At 43.4% G+C, this 16,440-nt stretch carries 11 protein-coding genes; 4 read left to right on the top strand and 7 right to left on the bottom strand.

All coding sequences use genetic code 11. From position 1 onward, the window contains the following. The coding region (gene thiC, locus V7K25_RS00055) for a phosphomethylpyrimidine synthase ThiC (RefSeq protein WP_335153953.1) at positions 1–1,178 on the top strand (1,178 nt) is incomplete at its 5' end. Positions 1,179–1,543: 365 nt separating this feature from the next. Here the strand turns inward: thiC and V7K25_RS00050 are convergent. Continuing rightward, on the bottom strand, positions 1,544–3,532 hold the full coding sequence (locus V7K25_RS00050; RefSeq protein WP_335153951.1) for a S8 family serine peptidase: 1,989 nt from the start codon (positions 3,530–3,532) through the stop codon (positions 1,544–1,546). Positions 3,533–3,892: 360 nt separating this feature from the next. Here V7K25_RS00050 and V7K25_RS00045 point away from each other — a divergent pair, with 360 nt between their 5' ends. Both V7K25_RS00045 and V7K25_RS00040 read left to right on the top strand, forming a co-directional pair. Beyond that, the gene (locus tag V7K25_RS00045; protein ID WP_335153949.1) at positions 3,893–4,477 is read left to right on the top strand and encodes a hypothetical protein; all 585 of its coding nucleotides are present in this window, start codon (positions 3,893–3,895) and stop codon (positions 4,475–4,477) included. A gap of 173 nt (positions 4,478–4,650) precedes the next feature. After that, positions 4,651–5,010 (top strand): Rieske (2Fe-2S) protein, encoded by a 360-nt coding sequence (locus tag V7K25_RS00040; RefSeq protein WP_335153947.1) that lies wholly within the window; start codon positions 4,651–4,653, stop codon positions 5,008–5,010. 652 nt (positions 5,011–5,662) lie between these two features. Here the strand turns inward: V7K25_RS00040 and V7K25_RS00035 are convergent. Beyond that, complete coding sequence (locus tag V7K25_RS00035; RefSeq protein WP_335153945.1) at positions 5,663–6,163, bottom strand: Hsp20/alpha crystallin family protein; 501 nt, start codon at positions 6,161–6,163, stop codon at positions 5,663–5,665. A 185-nt stretch (positions 6,164–6,348) separates the two neighbouring features. Between V7K25_RS00035 and V7K25_RS00030 the strand changes: the two genes are divergently transcribed. Beyond that, the gene (locus tag V7K25_RS00030; protein ID WP_335153943.1) at positions 6,349–7,203 is read left to right on the top strand and encodes a glycosyltransferase family 2 protein; all 855 of its coding nucleotides are present in this window, start codon (positions 6,349–6,351) and stop codon (positions 7,201–7,203) included. A 297-nt stretch (positions 7,204–7,500) separates the two neighbouring features. On the opposite strand, the gene V7K25_RS00025 is transcribed toward V7K25_RS00030, so the two are convergent. The 5 genes from V7K25_RS00025 to V7K25_RS00005 all read right to left on the bottom strand — a co-directional run. Beyond that, entirely contained in the window at positions 7,501–7,632 is a 132-nt protein-coding gene (locus tag V7K25_RS00025; RefSeq protein WP_335153941.1) for a hypothetical protein, read from the bottom strand. Further along, complete coding sequence (locus tag V7K25_RS00020) at positions 7,607–10,186, bottom strand: CHAT domain-containing protein (protein ID WP_335153939.1); 2,580 nt, start codon at positions 10,184–10,186, stop codon at positions 7,607–7,609. The genes V7K25_RS00025 and V7K25_RS00020 overlap by 26 nt, the downstream gene beginning before the upstream one ends. A gap of 54 nt (positions 10,187–10,240) precedes the next feature. Next, on the bottom strand, positions 10,241–13,447 hold the full coding sequence (locus V7K25_RS00015; RefSeq protein WP_335153937.1) for a two-partner secretion domain-containing protein: 3,207 nt from the start codon (positions 13,445–13,447) through the stop codon (positions 10,241–10,243). A gap of 143 nt (positions 13,448–13,590) precedes the next feature. Then, complete coding sequence (locus tag V7K25_RS00010; RefSeq protein WP_335153935.1) at positions 13,591–14,973, bottom strand: HlyD family efflux transporter periplasmic adaptor subunit; 1,383 nt, start codon at positions 14,971–14,973, stop codon at positions 13,591–13,593. 6 nt (positions 14,974–14,979) lie between these two features. Beyond that, positions 14,980–16,440, bottom strand: a 1,461-nt coding sequence (locus tag V7K25_RS00005; RefSeq protein ID WP_335153933.1) for a peptidase domain-containing ABC transporter, incomplete at its 5' end; no start/stop codon positions are given.

The raw sequence follows: 16,440 nt of genomic DNA, 5'->3' as shown, positions 1-16,440 counted from the left end.
CGATGGCTATTGGCATCGCCTCCAAATGTAAGGTAAATGCTAATATCGGCGCTTCCCCCAACTCTTCTAATCTTCAGGAAGAAGTTGATAAGCTGAATCTGTCCGTGAAGTACGGTGCTGATACCGTGATGGATTTGTCCACAGGCGGCGGTAATTTGGATGAAATTCGTACCGCCATCATCAAGGCTTCCCCAGTTCCCATTGGTACAGTGCCAGTATATCAAGCTTTAGAAAGCGTCCACGGCACAATAGAGAATCTGACTGCTGATGATTTTCTCCATATCATCGAAAAGCACGCCCAGCAAGGGGTAGACTATCAAACTATCCACGCTGGGATTTTAATTGAGCATTTGCCTTTGGTGAGAAACCGCATCACTGGTATTGTCTCTCGCGGCGGCGGTATTTTGGCACGGTGGATGTTGCATCACCACAAACAAAACCCGCTTTATACCCACTTCCAAGATATTATTGAGATTTTCAAAAGGTATGATGTCTCCTTCAGTTTAGGAGATTCCCTACGTCCCGGCTGCACCCATGATGCCTCAGATGAAGCACAATTAGCTGAATTGAAAACCCTTGGACAGCTAACTCGCAAAGCCTGGGAAGATGATGTACAGGTGATGGTGGAAGGGCCTGGACATGTCCCAATGGATCAAATTGAATTCAACGTCCGTAAGCAGATGGAAGAGTGTTCTGAAGCACCTTTCTATGTTTTGGGGCCATTGGTAACAGACATTGCTCCCGGTTATGACCATATTACTTCAGCCATTGGAGCAGCAATGGCTGGATGGTACGGTACTGCAATGCTGTGTTATGTAACACCAAAAGAACATCTGGGTCTACCAAATGCCGAAGATGTGCGGAATGGGTTGATTGCCTACAAAATAGCGGCTCATGCGGCTGATATTGCTAGACATCGCCCTGGTGCAAGAGATAGAGATGATGAACTTTCTAAGGCGCGTTACAACTTCGATTGGAATCGTCAGTTTGAATTATCACTCGATCCAGAAAGAGCTAAGGAATATCACGATGAAACTCTGCCAGCAGATATCTATAAAACTGCTGAGTTTTGTTCGATGTGTGGGCCTAAGTTCTGCCCAATGCAAACTAAGGTTGATGCTGATGCGCTGACAGAATTAGAGAAGTTTTTGGCGAAAGAGGCGGTGACTCACGGCTAAGAGATTGTCTTGTGTCGTTACAATAGTTTTTCATCCGCAAAACTAGACGCGCTTTGGGGCAATTCGTGAATTGCCCCTACCTAAAAACCAGTGAATTGCCCCTACCTAAAAACCAGTGAATTGCCCCTACCTAAAAACCAGTGAATTGCCCCTACCTAAAAACCAGTGAATTGCCCCTACCTAAAAACCAGGGTTTCGGCTCTTGTGTGCGAACTTCCGAGTAAAAAGGCTCAACTGCCGAGCAAAAAGGCTCAACTGCCGAGTTGAAAAGTGGTAATGAATACAAAAATCACCTTGATAGGGCTAGGGATTGGGTGGGTATTTTCCAAGGTAATTTAAATTATCCTTAAGCGAATACCCTTGATCTAAAATCCAATTTCAATCGTGAAACTGCGAATCTTTCCTGTATCTGCGTCAGCGTTATCTGCAACTTCTAGAGTCCAGGTTCCTTCGGGACTTTTACCTTTAAAGGTAGCAAGTTTAAGAGTATTTACCTCGTTATAAGTAGTTTTAATATTATCTGTAGCTCCGCCCTGGCGATCGTGCAGAATTACAGGAAGTACGCCTGTTTGCACTGGGGGAAAAAGAGTAATTATAAGATCCCCAATAAAAGTATGCTCGATGTCTACATTAATTTTGATAGATTTTATCAGGTTAGTACTAGCGATCGCCAACGATAATGTTGATGTTTGTAAATCGTTAATTGGGATATCTTGCACTGCCTGGAATCTACTTATGGGTGATGTTTCAGGTGGCTTGGCCAATTCTACAGCTTTCAGAGCATTCATTCGACCGTAACCGTAGAAGGGACTACGACCATTAGTATCATATTTACCTCCAGCTTGATCGATGCGATCGCAAGAGCGTTTAATAATGTCTCGCACTTCGTCCCAACGCAGATTTGGGTTTCTAGCAATAATTAGGGCTGCTACACCAGCTGCACCTGGACAAGCACTGGAAGTGCCGCCGAATTGGTTCGTGTAGTTGCCTGGGACATCACCCAGATTCCGATTACCCGAATTATAGCCAACTACACCAGAGCGATCGGTTGTCCAAATTCCAGTGGTTTGAGAACTATCGCCATTGTTGCTGGGGAAGGCACACCAGACTGCCTGACCAAAGTCACTGTAAGCGCTTCTCGTGCCGTAGTCGTTACAAGCTGCCACAGCAATCACCTTTTGATAGCTGGCGTAGCCATCATTATCCACGCTTTCGTTACCATTGCCAGCCGCGAATAAAATTACACAGCCCTTGCCGTTGCGTCCTTTATTAATTACAAACTCCATAGCAAGGCGTGTGGAATCAGGCAGAGGTACTTTCTGGTTATGTAGAGGATCGTTTGGCTCATACCAAACACCGTCTGCGGGCCCCCAGCTACAAGAAATTACATCAGCACCATTTTGAGCCGCCCAAACAAAAGCATCTGCTTCATCTTGCGACCCCAGCGCTGAAGCTAAACGAATCGGCATCAGCTTTGCACCTGGTGCCACACCAGATGCACCAAAGTTGCCGTTTCCACAAGCTACTCCTGCACAGCTTGTCCCGTGGTTATCGTCGTTTCCCGGTCTGGGATTGTCAGTTTTACGTGTGACATCACGCGGGGCAACAATTTTTCCAGAGGAACGGAACTCTTCATGCTCAAGATCCACACCGTCGTCAATAATTGCAATAATCGCCCCAGTCCCATCGCTCAACTTCCAAGCTGCCTCAACGTTGACATGGGCGTTAATTACCTTACCATTAATTGTTGTTTGCTTTAAGTGCCACTGCTGCGAAAAAACCTGACGTTGGCGTGATTCACGCACTAGTTCAGGATGGCACAGTTCAACTGATTCTTCATTCAAAAGTCTCTCGGCGATGTCAAAGATAGCTATACCAGTATTTGTAGGAGCATTGACAAAATAAGCATTTAGTGCATATTCAAGTTGGCGTTTAATTGTTAAGCCGTAACGTCTTAAGACCTCTTGGCATACCGTTAACTCTTCTTCGCTATGGAATTTAATGAAAAGGTTTTCGGTGTAAATTATCGGTTGACTGGATGCTGGATCGATCAGAACACGTCCGGCAAATTGGACTTCAGACTCATTGTTGAGAATATCACGGGCGCGATCGCGCAAAGCCACACCTTCAGTCGGAACTTTCGCTCGCAAAATTTCTACACCCGCTTGCCGAAACCGTGTTGCTAACTCGAATTCATTAAGGATGCTGCGAGCTGTGGGTGATACTGGTGTGACTTCAAAGGGTCTTGCACCAACAAGACCACTGCGGCTTTCGGTACGCACTACAACGTGTTCGTCACTGATAGCAAGTTCATATTGTTGACCGTTCTGCCCACCATAGCGAACTTGAACCATAATTTTATCTCCTGGGATATTTGAAATATTACTATCTTAAAAATTGGGCATTGGGATGGGAAAAACTGCATCATCCGTTGCGTTCTTGCAGCGTGCGCTTGGTATTTACGTTTAGTTTATGGATGCTTCTGATTTCATGTGTTATATGTGTATTACGGTTTCAAAAGATACAACTTAAACAAAATTTAATTTATCTAAGTTCATACAAGCCTTTAATTCGTCTTTCCAGAAAAAAGAGATTCAAGGTCAGGCTATTTTACGAATCTTCAATATGAATAAAGGCATATAGCTTGCATTCCGATGGAAGATTTGTATTCCATACCATTGAAAAACGCTATAACATCATTAGAACTTGAAAAAATGTTTTATTTCCCGGCAGAGTATTTTCTACAGGTATATTCTTTACCCCTGATTCCTGAAGTGAGATTTCAAAAAGATTACTTTTCTGAGTATCCTGAAGAAATTCGCGTTGGCAGCAATGCCCACGCCGGGCTACGACTACGCACTGTTATATCTTACACTCGTAAGCCTGGATATTATGCAATACATTACAATCAACCCAAGACCCTGGTAACAGGAGCAGTTTTACAACTTAACGATGGTGCTATCGCAGTTTTTCCAGGCGAACCCAATCAATCAGAACAGGGAACACTAAGTCCAATTTACACATTACAACCAAATGGTTCCTTAGCAGTACCAACCGGGCTTATTTTCATCCGCTTTGCTGAAGGCGTTGATGTAAAGTCGCAGCGAGAGGTAATTAATCGAGTCGGTTACGAAATAGTAGAAAGCCTTGACTATGCACCTCACACCGCTTGGTTGCGTGCCCAATCAGGTAATATTGCAGATGCGATCGCTAAGATTCCTCAGTTAGAAGCGATACCTAAAGTTGAGAATATCGAACCTCAGATGCTTATGGAAAGAGGCTTGAGACTAGGGCATTGATTTCCTTAGAAATGAGCCTAAGATTTTTCATTAATATATCAATTGTATGCTGAGAACAAAAAAGCTAAAAGCTGCGGAGGTGAAAGCTTTTTGACTCCTTACTACTGAAAGGCGATCGCAGTGGTCAAAATTGCGAGAAACTGAAAGCAGATTAATTAGGAGAGGAGAACCTAATGAGTTGGACTAAAGTTCTTGCAGCCGAAGCACTTTCCCCAGGTACGCGACAAGTGGTAAAAGTTGGCAATCGGAAAATTCTGGTTTTGAATCACGAAAATCAGCTTTATGCTGTAGACAACAACTGTCCCCACTTAAAATTACCATTGAAAAGTGGTAAAATCACTGAAGACGGGGCAATAGTTTGTACCTTCCATCGTAGTGCTTTTGACCTACAGACTGGTGAGGTAAAAGGCTGGTGTTCCTGGCCTCCTGGTGTAGGTAAAGTACTCTCGATGGTTTCGCCACAAAAAGTATTGCCAGTATTTCCTATTCGTGTGGAAGAAGGCAGTATTTGGGTTGATGTTCAAGAGGAATAGCGCCCTCCCCCTGAACGGCATCAATCAAACTACCATTTGAAAAAGCAAAAGCTTTGATATACAAAAGTTTTGACTTTTGATATCATGTTCGCATAATTAGTTATGATTTCCACAGTCATTGCACCTCATCCCTTAATCCCCTCCCTGCAAGCGGCTACGGTGTACACACAAGTCGAATTACCCCCCTTAATCCCCCCTTAGAAAGGGGGGAAAAAGAAATCTATCTAGTTCCCTCCCCTTTATAAGGGGAGGGTTAGGGTGGGGTAATTCGAGGACTGGTAGTGATTCGATAACTTGTGTGTACACCGTAGCTTAGAAAGGGGGGAAACCGAAAATCTAGTTCCCTCCCCTTTATAAGGGGAGGGTTAGGGTGGGGTAAAACCTTGGGTTTTTCAGCTATTTCAGACTTGTGTGTACATGCAAGCGGGGACGGGAGACAAAGCGTAGCTTTAGCGGGGTGGGGTTCTTCGGGTTTAATAAGTAATCAAGCGAACATGATATGACTTCCGCCTTACGGAACTAGCCCATCTATTTTTTAGGAGTTAAGCGACAAAAACCCCAGCCGATAAGTTTAGCTGGGGTTTTTCTCAAAATGCAACTATTTCACAGATATAGGAACTATTGAATCAGAGAGAACATTTTCTCAAGTAACTTAAACGCTTTGTTGTGATGTAATGCTGGGTTGTGTATTACCATTTCCAGCTTCTATAGAAGCTGTAGCAGTTTGAGAGTGGCCTAAATTCACTTTGAATACCTTGTTTTGCTCTTGCTCCAGTTTAGGTAAAGTCAGAATTAAAATGCCATCTTTCATGTCTGCCTTAACTTGTTGATTCTGAACTTTGCTTGGTAAAGGAACTACCCTAGTAAAACTGCCATACCGAAATTCAGAATGAACTTTAGCGTTAGATTCGGAATGTTTTTCGTAACGATGCTCACCAGCAATCGAGACAGCACCTTGAGTAACTTGAACATCAAGGTTTTTAGCTTCCACCCCTGGAATCTCAACTCTTAATACGAACTCTGAACCATTGTCAGATAATTCAACAGCAGGAACCCAGGCTGTTCTCGGTGATGCAGAAATATCAGAGTTGCCGCGCTCGGCTGCTGTAAGCTCAGAGAATAGTTGATCCATTTGACGACGTAGAATCTCCATTTCGATGAGGTCAGAAACACACTCTTAGGCGATTTACACTTATTTGCTACTTTAATACATAGTTTTTACATCTTTTTACTGGATTGTGTTGCGTTATAAACTTGTGTAAATGGGGAGCTATATGATTAGAGATCAATCGTTTAAATTATTCTTTTGTTTGGAATACCCATAAGAGGCGCTTGTTAATGATTAGTATAATTACACCAGTTTATAACGGTGATAAATTCATAGAATCTTGCCTTCAAGCTGTCATTGATCAAAACTGTTTAGAAGTGGAGCATATCATTGTTGATGGAGGTTCAAGCGACAAGACAGTAGACATTATTAAGGATAAAGCCAATCAATATCCCCACATTCGCTGGATTAGTGAAAAGGATCGAGGACAATCTGATGCTCTCAATAAAGGAATTGCTATGGCACAAGGAAAGATTATTGGTGTTTTAAATGTTGATGATTTTTATGAAATAAACGTTCTTAACCGCATTTGCGAAATTTTCAAAACTTTACCAGAGCCTAGCTTGATAGTTGGCAACTGTAATGTTTGCAATCAACAAGGTAAACTAATTTATATTAATAAACCTAGCCAATTACGGACGATTGATTTTCTGTTAGAAAGGCGAGTTAATGAAGATAGAATTATCGATGCTTCTTTTCCAGTAAATCCATCTGCTTACTTTTATCACAAATCATTACATCAGCAAATTGGACTTTATAAAGTAGAAGATCATTATTTAATGGATCTAGATTTCCTTTTGAAAGCGATTAGATCATCTCATGTTAAATATTTCAATGAGATTTGGGGTAACTATAGATATTATCCAGGAACCAAAACATTTGATGATTCTGCTAGAGGAACCAGTTTAGTACGAATTAAACAATTATTTAATGATTATATTAAAACGCTATCTTTGATAGGGCAATTGCAAATTTTTTTAGTTCGGAACCTAAATTTTATTTTATTAAAAATATTTTATTTTTCTAAGCATCCAGAACGATTATCTGAATCGATTAAGCAGCGATTAACTAATACCAATTCCTGAAAATGCTGCTCCATATATAGCAATACGCTTGGGTTAGCGCCAAAAACCTTGAAATGTGTAGGTTGGGTTGAGGAACGAAACCCAACATTTTCGCGGCTTTGTTGGGTTGCGCTTTGCTTAACCCAACCTTGTATCTTAGAAATAGTAGTAGACCGCCCCAACCCCCGTTTTTTTGTTAACGATCGCTTGACTTTTAAGACAGTCGCTACAATTTTTCACAAAGCCAAGCGTATTGCTTCAAAATCAATTTTCATTTGTAGCGCTCGCGTTAGTTTTACGCAAAACTTGCTAATTTCTTTACATAAATTTATCAGCAGATGCGATCGCATCTGCGTAAGTAAATGAACAAAAAGTTAACTCCAACTCTAGCCTGAATCCCACTGCTTGAAGTGGTGAGAGTGGCTCAAAGCCAATTACCCAAAAGAACATAGGGGGCCCAATACCTGGGACGTTTGTATTTGGGATTTTGCAAAAGAGCTAGCTGGGCGCGACGGAGTACTTCAGCTTTAGTCAGATTTTTGTTGGCTAACTCTTGGTAAAATTGATTCATCAACACAGCAGTAGACTCATCTTCTAAGTTCCATAGAGAAGCGATAGTACTGCGTGCTCCTGCCTGAAAAGCGATACCAGCAATTCCTAGTGCTGCTTGTTCGTCCCCGGCTGCTGTTTGACAGGCACTAAGGATGAGCAATTCAATCGCTTCGGGTCTATTTTGCTCTAGTGTTCGCACTAATTCATTTAACTTTTGGACATAAATACGCTCATTCCAAGCGACAATAAATGTCTCCTCAGCCTTGGAGCTAAACTGACCATGAGTTGCAAGATGAACGATAGGGAAAGATAAAGAATTAATCCGGTTTTGCAAAGTTTTGCTGGTAAATTCTTGATTCAGAAGAATGCTGCTAGGGACTTGAGAGCCGATTTCTTCTAATTCAAGTTTGACGTTGGGTAATGCAGAAAATCCCGAACTTGCTTCACTCAATCCTGCGGCTATTGCCTTTAATCCTTTCTCGAATGGTTTGGGTTCAATCAGTTGCAGACTGGGGGTAAGTGCAATGTTATACTTCTCAACTAGATACTGTTTGCCATCGTAGAGAACTGCCATCGGTATATTTCGCAACCAACCATCCAGCACAAACACTAAAGTGGGAGTCTTATTTTCAGCTAAGGCAGCTTCAGCAGGTTGAATCAGCCATTTGTAAACCTTCTGGGATAAAGATTGAACCTGTCGCAACGTGTGTGGTTTGGGTAGATTTTCCTGTAGTTGCGCTAAAGTAGTTTCCAATTCCTTTTTAACAACAGGGGTAGTGTAGTGCAACCAGCGCTGTTGAGGCAACTCAACGATCACCTCTAGCCGGTCTGGCAAAATAAATGGATAAATAATTGCTGCTGTTGGATCTTTTTTTGGATTACGGATTTGAGCATTTAAACAGTTGTTGCGAAAAAAGTTTTCTAGTTCTGCTATTTGGAGTAATTCGATTGTATTGCTGGCTTTGGCGAGATTTTCTGAGCTAACTTGATTACCCTGAGATTGCAAAAGTAAATCAACTAACTGCCGATAAACTGGTTCAACTTCTTCTCGAAAGGAAAATTTCACCGCAGAATTGACAGCAACTAAATCACTGCGGAGGGCTTGGAGATTATTAACTGCTTCTGTGTAAGCTGCTACTGCTCCTTTGATATCTCCCTTACTTTTAAGCAAACGTCCCAGTTGCCATTGCCATTGATAACCAATGTCTTTAGCATCGATATCTTGAGCGATGAGCAAGGCTTGTTGGGTGAGGTTTTGGGCATCCGACCACTGTTGAGTTTGTTCGTACACTTGCCCTAAAACACCAATAGCATAGGATTCTGTGCGTTTATCTTGCAAACTTTTTGCTTGCTCAATAGCAGTTGCTAGTAATTGGGCAATGTCCAACCATGAGTTCGTGTCTGCGGCAATTTTTTTTCGGAATTGCATTAGACTTTGGGCAAAGTTAATGCGGGCAGAAATTGCTGTCCGACTAACGGGTAAATTGTTAAGCTGAGTTTTAATTTGGGAGGACGATGTTTGGAAAGCTGACAATTGCTCAGTTTTCAGCAGTAGTCTGAGTTGATTAGCTTGAGCTTGGATGCGTGTAATGGGTGAGGTTGCAGTTTTGATAGTTTGTTGATAAAATTTTATCGCTGTTTGCGTGTCTTGCTGAACACGGGCTGTATTACCCAGACTGAGGAGAATATCAGCGATCGCTTCCTTATCTTGCAACGATGAAGCTAATTTTAAACTTTGCTGCAATATCTGCCGAGATGTTTCTAAATCACCTGTGACTTGCACGACATTACCAAGACTATGCAAGGCAGCGACTTTAACAGGTGAGTTGGGTTGACTTTGGAGAATCTGGGTACTTTCTCTTAATGTCTTCTCGGCTTGCCGATAAAATCCTAAAGTTTGCAAAGCTTGCGCTTGGTTAATCCGATTTTGAATAACCGCCCTTTCATCTCCTATTTTTGTATAAATCTCAGACGAGAGTCGCCAAGTACCTAGGGCATCTTCAGCTTTGCTTTGAGCCAATTGCAGACGACCTTTGATATCTAGGACTTGGGCTAGAATTTGCGAGGAGTCTTTGGTGTCTTTAGCAGTTTGTAATAAGTTGAGACTTTGAGCGATCGCAGTTTCTGCCTCTGACCACCGTCCCAACTGCTGATAAGCTAATGATAGATTACCCAGTGCGATCGCTTGCCTCAGTTCATCTTCATTAGCTTTGAATGCAGAGATAGACTGTTGCCAAGAAGTAGCAGCTTCAGCAAACCGTTCGGCTTCATAAAATTTACTGCCCTGTTCCAGCAAACTCTGGGCATAAGACAACTTTTGAAGACTAGAGTTTTCCGCAGTTACATGTGCGAAAGTAGGGGGCAATAACCCCGCCCCTAAGAACATAGCCAAAAGCAGCAGTAAACTTAAAAGACGTTTGATTTTCCGTAATCTAGATTTTTTTATTGTCATGTTTTTACCCCCACTTGCACCGCGTTTTTACTAAAAATAGCCAGTGTAAGTTGCTCAATTTCCCTGGTGTTGATTAACCACACGACAATCGGCTGTCCTCTGCCACGAAGAGTGAGGCGTGAGGGTGGGTGCATTAGTGAGAATTACATCGCCATTAGCAGCAGTTACCCAACCATTAGCTTCTACTATGCGAGTTGGTGTTGGGTTAATGGGATTTGTGGAAACTGCTGGAGTAGAGGATTTACCTACTTCTGAGTTGCTCCCCACCAAATCTACCTGCACTGCGTCAGCGCTGAGGGCTTCGCCTGGGTTAGGTGGTAAGCCACCGCGTCCAGTGATTGTAAAACTGCTTTTAGCTAAATTTCCACCAGCTTGACAAGTTTGTGCTACTTGGGTATCAACTGGTATTGCTGGCAGGTTGACTAAGCCACTGTTAGGATCAATATCCGGCGTGTTAAGTTCTACAGTACCGTTTACACCAAACTCAGAACTAGCGGTGATATCCGAAAGAGAAGTTGGGTTAGAGCGGGGTTGAATGCCATAGATGCCAAAGGCTTGAATATCTACTCTCCCACCACTGCCTGTGTAAGCATTAGCTGTGATGTCGCTATTTTCGCTTGGGACGGCAATGATGAAGCCCGACGGGGCATCAATATTAATGTTGCCACCATTACCACCAGCTTGTTCTGTGCCTGCGGTCGTGGAAATTTGAGCGCCACGACGGAGAAGAAGTAAATCAGTTTGTAAGTTGATGTCGCCACCGTTACCTGATGCAGATTGGGCGTTGAGTCTGGCACCGTTATCTAACGTAACTCTAGGTGAGGTGACAAGAATATCTCCAGCAGTACCCGTCGTACTTTCAGAGAAAACGAACAAGCCACTGTTAAAGTTGGAACTTTTACCAGAAATGGTGAAAAAATCAGCAGCATTGACTTTAATTGCACCTGCATTCCCAAGTCCCGAAGTTTCAGCAGAAAGTTGAGCGCCATCTCGTAGCGAGAAAGAACCAGAGTTGATAGTAATGTTACCCCCATTGCCAACTGTCCCCGTATTCACTCGGCTACGAATCCCACTGGGAAAAATATTTTTCCCTCCAGCAATATCAACAGCACCAGTGACTTTAATATTGACATTCCCAGCATTCCCCCGTCCTGCTGGTTGGGTGTCAGATGCACCACGAGTAATAGTTAGCAATTGAGCGCCATCAGTAAGTGACAGGGTTGCAGCATTGATGTCTATATTACCTCCTTTACCTACACCCCCTGATTCCACCGTAGTGAAGATGCTAGCATCTGCGAGGGAAACAGCATCTCGTGTCCGCACTGTCACATTCCCTGCATTCCCAAGTCCAAGGGTTGAGGCTTCAAGTACAGCGCGATCGCGTAATGAGAAAGAACCAGAATCGATAGTAATGTTACCCCCATTACCAATTGTCCCTCTACTCACAAAGCTGCTAATCATACTAACAAAATCATTTTTCTCTCCAGCAATATCAATAGCGCCAGTAACATTAACATTGACATTCCCCGCATTCCCCTGTCCTGCTGGCTGGCTATCAGATGCACCACGAGTAATGGTTGCCAATTGAGCGCCATCTTTTAATGACAGGGTTGCAGCATTGATGTCGATATTGCCTCCTTTTCCTACACCAGAAGCTTCCACCGTGCTGAGGATGCTAGCATCTAGGAGAGAAACAGTATCTCGTGCCCGCACTGTCACATTCCCTGCATTCCCAAGTCCCGAAGTTAAGGTAGCAAGTTGAGCGCCATCTCGTAACGAGAAGGAACCAGAATCGATGGTAATGTTACCCCCATTGCCTTGTGTTCCCGTTTGCACACTGCTGCTAATCCCAGTAACAAAACCATTTTTCTCTCCAGCAATATCAATAGCGCCAGTAACATTAACACTGACATTCCCAGCATCCCCCCGTCCTCCTGGCTGGGTAGCAGATGCACCACGAGTAAGGGTTTGCAGTTGAGCGACATCTTTTAATGACAGGGTTGCAGCATTAATGTCAATATTACCTCCTTTACCCACACCTCCTGCTTCCACCGTGCTGAAGATGTCACCGCTTCCAAGCTCAACAGCATCTCGTGCCCGCACTGTTATATTCCCCGCATTCCCTTTTCCATAAGTTGAAGTTTGAAGTAGGGCGTTATCTTGTAACGACAAGGAACCAGAATTGATAGTAATGTTACCCCCATAGCCAAGTGACTCCAAGCGCACCAGATTGCTAACACTACTCGCAGTGCCAGCAACTTTGATTTCTCCGGTAGTATTCAGCGTAATATCTCCCCCAATTGTTTCAGGTGTCCCCAAACCTAGTCCAATACCACCGCTTAAAAAACTTCCTCCCAATATATCTAGATTCTTTGCATTGACTACAATATCACCGCCACCAGTTCCTTCTACGTATATCGCAGCTTGATTGGTAAGGGATACCGAAGTTCGTGCAACATTCTCAGGAAATCTTAAGCTGAGATTATCGCCATCTACACTCAGCGCTACAGTACCAGGTTCCGCCAACCCTCCTAACTCAACTCGTCCACCATTAGCATTTAATTCTCCTGCATCAATACTGACGTTACCACCCACCAGCAGTAAACTCTTACCATCTGGTACTCGTAAACCAAATGCATAAAAGCCTGCTGGATCTATTCCTGCGAATGCAATTGAGTTATTTTGAATTGCTGCGTTTTGATTAATCTGATTAAACAGCAATGCTGAAGGATTAATAGTCAATAACGGTGAAGGGATATTTTTATCAGTAGCGCTAAAAAATCCGATATTTCCCAATTGCAATGCATTCGCTGTACTTGCTACAAAGGAACCACCAATATTTAATTGAGCATTCTGACCAAAAATAATCCCAGAAGGATTTATTAAAAACAAATTAGCTGTGCCGTTAGCGTAAATTAACCCATCAATATTAGAGACCGCTCCACCCGTTACCCGACTGATAATATTCTGAATATCCGCAGCATTATTAAAGAAAGCAGTGCCGCCAGTGGGGACAGAAAACTGCCCAAAACTGTGGAACAAGTTGCTTCCAGCTTGGGTTCCCCCTTCAATGGTACTGATGTTGCCTTGTGTTCTAACACGAGAATTATTGGGTAGAGTGCTATCGGGGGTAATTTGGGCAAAAGCGCAATTAAAAGAGAAAGCAAATGTCTGCAATACAGCTTCGCCGATCGCACTACCCATCACCAACCAACTTCCCAGTGCGAATTTCCAGCACCAATGCTGCCTATATCGCTTCATTCTAGACATGCAACCCTTAAATAACTAGCAAGTAAACTACACCCTCTTCTCTTATAAGGATAGATAGAAAAGCCACGGTAGGATTGCTAGAAATAATTACGAATAGTTACAATGCGATGCCTGCGGCGGGCTACGCCAACGCACTACAAGTCTGCAATCAACCTCGCCTTCCTCAAAAAGAATTGCATCACAGTCTCTTCTCTAGAAATAATATCAACTGTACCCTCCATTCCCAATTGAATAGCACACTGATGTTTTTCCCTACCTAGAGAAAGGCTTTCTGGCTCAATTGTTACCTCATAGAACCCACCAACGGCTGCCATCTTTTGGTTGGCAGATGTAGTGTCGGTGGCATTAGCAGCATTCCCTTGAGGTGCAATAGTATCTGGGGAAATCGTCTTAACTTTGCCTTTGAGAGTGCCATAATCTGGATAAGGACAAGCAGAAACCCGCATTTGTACCTTTTGACCTTGTTTCAACTTATTTTTATCCTGAAGTGCTACTGCTGCCTTAATCTCTAAGGAAGCATCACTGGGGACAATTTGGGCAATTTCCTGTCCAGCAGGCACAGTTTGACCAGAGTTTCGCAGGTTTAATTTAGAAATAATCCCGTCTGCGGTGGCAGTAATTATAGCCTGGCCGAGGTCGATATTTACTTGTTTGAGTTCGCGGGTGTCGCTCTCTAGCTGTTTTTGGATTTCAATTCGTTGCTGGATTAAAGCTTGACGTTCTTTATCTAAAGTAGCAATGTTGGCTTGACCAGTAGCTTTTTCTTGGGCAATGCGTTGAGAAGCGATCGCTACTTGTGCATTACTAGGATTGAGGGCAGTTTGGACATTTTGCAATTTGGCTTTAGCTGCTAAGAGTGCTTGTTCTTGCTGGCGAACAGCTAGTTGTGCTTCCTCAAATTGATCTTGAGATAAGGCTCCAGCTTTGGCTACAGTCTCATAGCGATTTCGCTTAGACTGGGCAGCTTTGAGACTAGCATCCGCAGCTTTGACATTTGCATCCGCTTCTTCGACATCAGTAGCGGTAGTGATAAGTTTATCTTGATAGTTCCGGCTGCGATCGCTTAATTCAGCTTCAGCACCAGCAATAACCCGGTTGACGCGCTCAGTTTCAGCTAAAACCTGGCTATTAATAGCATTAATCTGGGCATTAATTTGAAACAGTTGTAAACGACTTTGCCCAATGTTACTTTGCAGTTGGCTCTTTTTGGTTTGTAGCTTCGAGTTGTCAATAGTAGCAATGACATCCCCTTTTTTGACAACTTGATTTTCTGCAACAAAAACCCGCGTCACCTGACCTTCCGTAGCAGCTTGAACGAGCCGCAATTCACCAGCAGGGCGGACGAGTGCCTGTCCTTTAACTGTCACTTTATATTTGGTCACAGAGGCGAGTGGAACGCCTAAACCCACAGCACAGACAACAACTAGTCCGCCCCAAGTAGTCCAACGACCAAGTGGCGGGAGAAACTCGTTGTCTTGAATTGGGGGTAAGTAGTCTGAGTTGGAATGGCTAATCATGCTATTTTAGTTAACGATTGTGGTGAATTTACCGTTAGAGTTAGATGATTTAGGCACTAAACCATTTGTAAATAGATCAACACCGTCTAAAAAGTCTAAGTGTTCACCAGCTTGATGGCGTAGAACCTCTGGAGTGCCTTGGATTTTCAAACGCCCTTCTTCCAGCAGTACAATCCAATCAGCCCGCCCGATGACTTTGGGGCGATGGCTAATCATAATTGTGGTTTTGCCCAGCCGATGAGACAGCAGCCTATCTAGCAATTTGGCTTCACTCACCGGGTCGAGAGCGCCAGTGGATTCATCTAAAATTAATACTGGTGGATCAGTAACTATAGCTCTAGCGATCGCTAATCTCTGTCGTTGTCCACCAGAAAGATTCGCGCCAAATTCGCCTAAAACAGTTTGATACTTATCGGGAAGTTTACTAATAAACTCATCTGCACCAGCAATCTCGCAAGCTTGCACAATTTGTTCAAAGGCGATTTGAGGATAGCTGAAACGGAAGTTTTCAATAATTGAGCGACTCCAGAAGTGAGGTTCTTGAGGTACTAGCACCACCTGTTGACGCAGACATTCCATCGAGAGGTCTTGCTGATTATAGATGCCATAGCGGATATTGCCAGATTGGAGGAAATATAAACCAGCAAGCAGTTTGGCGAGGGTACTTTTACCACACCCGGATTTACCAATCAGCCCAATAACTTGACCGCCAGGGATAATCAGCGAAAAATCTTCCAGTAAGTCAACTCTACCTGCGTGGTGGAAATTAAGGTTGGTGCAAGTAATATCTATATTGCCCTTAAGTTCTGCCCAAGGCTTTTTCTCGTCTTTGTCGTCTTCTGGGGTAGCATCAATCACCTCCGTCAGGCGTTGGATGACAATTTGGGCAGTGATAAACTCATCAACTAAGCCGATGACTGAACCCAAAAAGCCGAGAAAGTTACCACTCATACCACTAAACGCTAGCAACTGACCGATGCTCAAAGTACGATTAATTACCAAGTAAGAGCCTAACCACAGTAAGGCAATACTAGTAAAAGTAGAAATAATATTAGTAATTGTGCCACTGTAAAGCCCCAGTTTCATCGTACTCCAGCCCAAGTTAGCAAGCCGACCATAATTTGCCTGATACTCTTGCCAAGCTTGGGGAGTGGCTTGAGTAGTTTTTAGCACCTGGACACCGCGAAAAGTTTCCACGAGAAAGCCTTGGTTTTCTGTACCCAACACGATCGCATTCCGGGTTTTCTGGCGCAAAGCAGGGAGAAAAAGCAGGTTGACAAGGGTGACAAGAATAAAGGCAGCCAGGGAAGCTAAAGTCAGCCCCCAACTGTAAAAGAGCATGAAGCCCAAAGAAACCAAGGCGATGAAAAATTGGCTGGGTAAACCGAGGACAATTTGGGAAACTAGCTCATTGATGTGATTCACATCGGCAATCCGGCTGACTACTTCTCCACTGCGTCGTCCTTC

The organism is Nostoc sp. (genome assembly GCF_036919495.1).
GTDB lineage: Bacteria > Cyanobacteriota > Cyanobacteriia > Cyanobacteriales > Nostocaceae > Nostoc.
The sequence above is the reverse complement of the archived record's forward strand: the minus strand, read 5'-3'. Positions and strand labels throughout refer to the sequence as shown.

What these genes read in the sequence shown, in the direction of transcription:
- V7K25_RS00050 (WP_335153951.1), bottom strand. Translation starts at nt 3,532, where the DNA reads ATGGTTCAAGTTCGCTATGGTGGGCAGAACGGTCAACAATATGAACTT.
- V7K25_RS00045 (WP_335153949.1), top strand. Translation starts at nt 3,893, where the DNA reads ATGTTTTATTTCCCGGCAGAGTATTTTCTACAGGTATATTCTTTACCC.
- V7K25_RS00040 (WP_335153947.1), top strand. Translation starts at nt 4,651, where the DNA reads ATGAGTTGGACTAAAGTTCTTGCAGCCGAAGCACTTTCCCCAGGTACG.
- V7K25_RS00035 (WP_335153945.1), bottom strand. Translation starts at nt 6,163, where the DNA reads ATGGAGATTCTACGTCGTCAAATGGATCAACTATTCTCTGAGCTTACA.
- V7K25_RS00030 (WP_335153943.1), top strand. Translation starts at nt 6,349, where the DNA reads ATGATTAGTATAATTACACCAGTTTATAACGGTGATAAATTCATAGAA.
- V7K25_RS00025 (WP_335153941.1), bottom strand. Translation starts at nt 7,632, where the DNA reads ATGTTCTTTTGGGTAATTGGCTTTGAGCCACTCTCACCACTTCAAGCA.
- V7K25_RS00020 (WP_335153939.1), bottom strand. Translation starts at nt 10,186, where the DNA reads ATGACAATAAAAAAATCTAGATTACGGAAAATCAAACGTCTTTTAAGT.
- V7K25_RS00015 (WP_335153937.1), bottom strand. Translation starts at nt 13,447, where the DNA reads ATGAAGCGATATAGGCAGCATTGGTGCTGGAAATTCGCACTGGGAAGT.
- V7K25_RS00010 (WP_335153935.1), bottom strand. Translation starts at nt 14,973, where the DNA reads ATGATTAGCCATTCCAACTCAGACTACTTACCCCCAATTCAAGACAAC.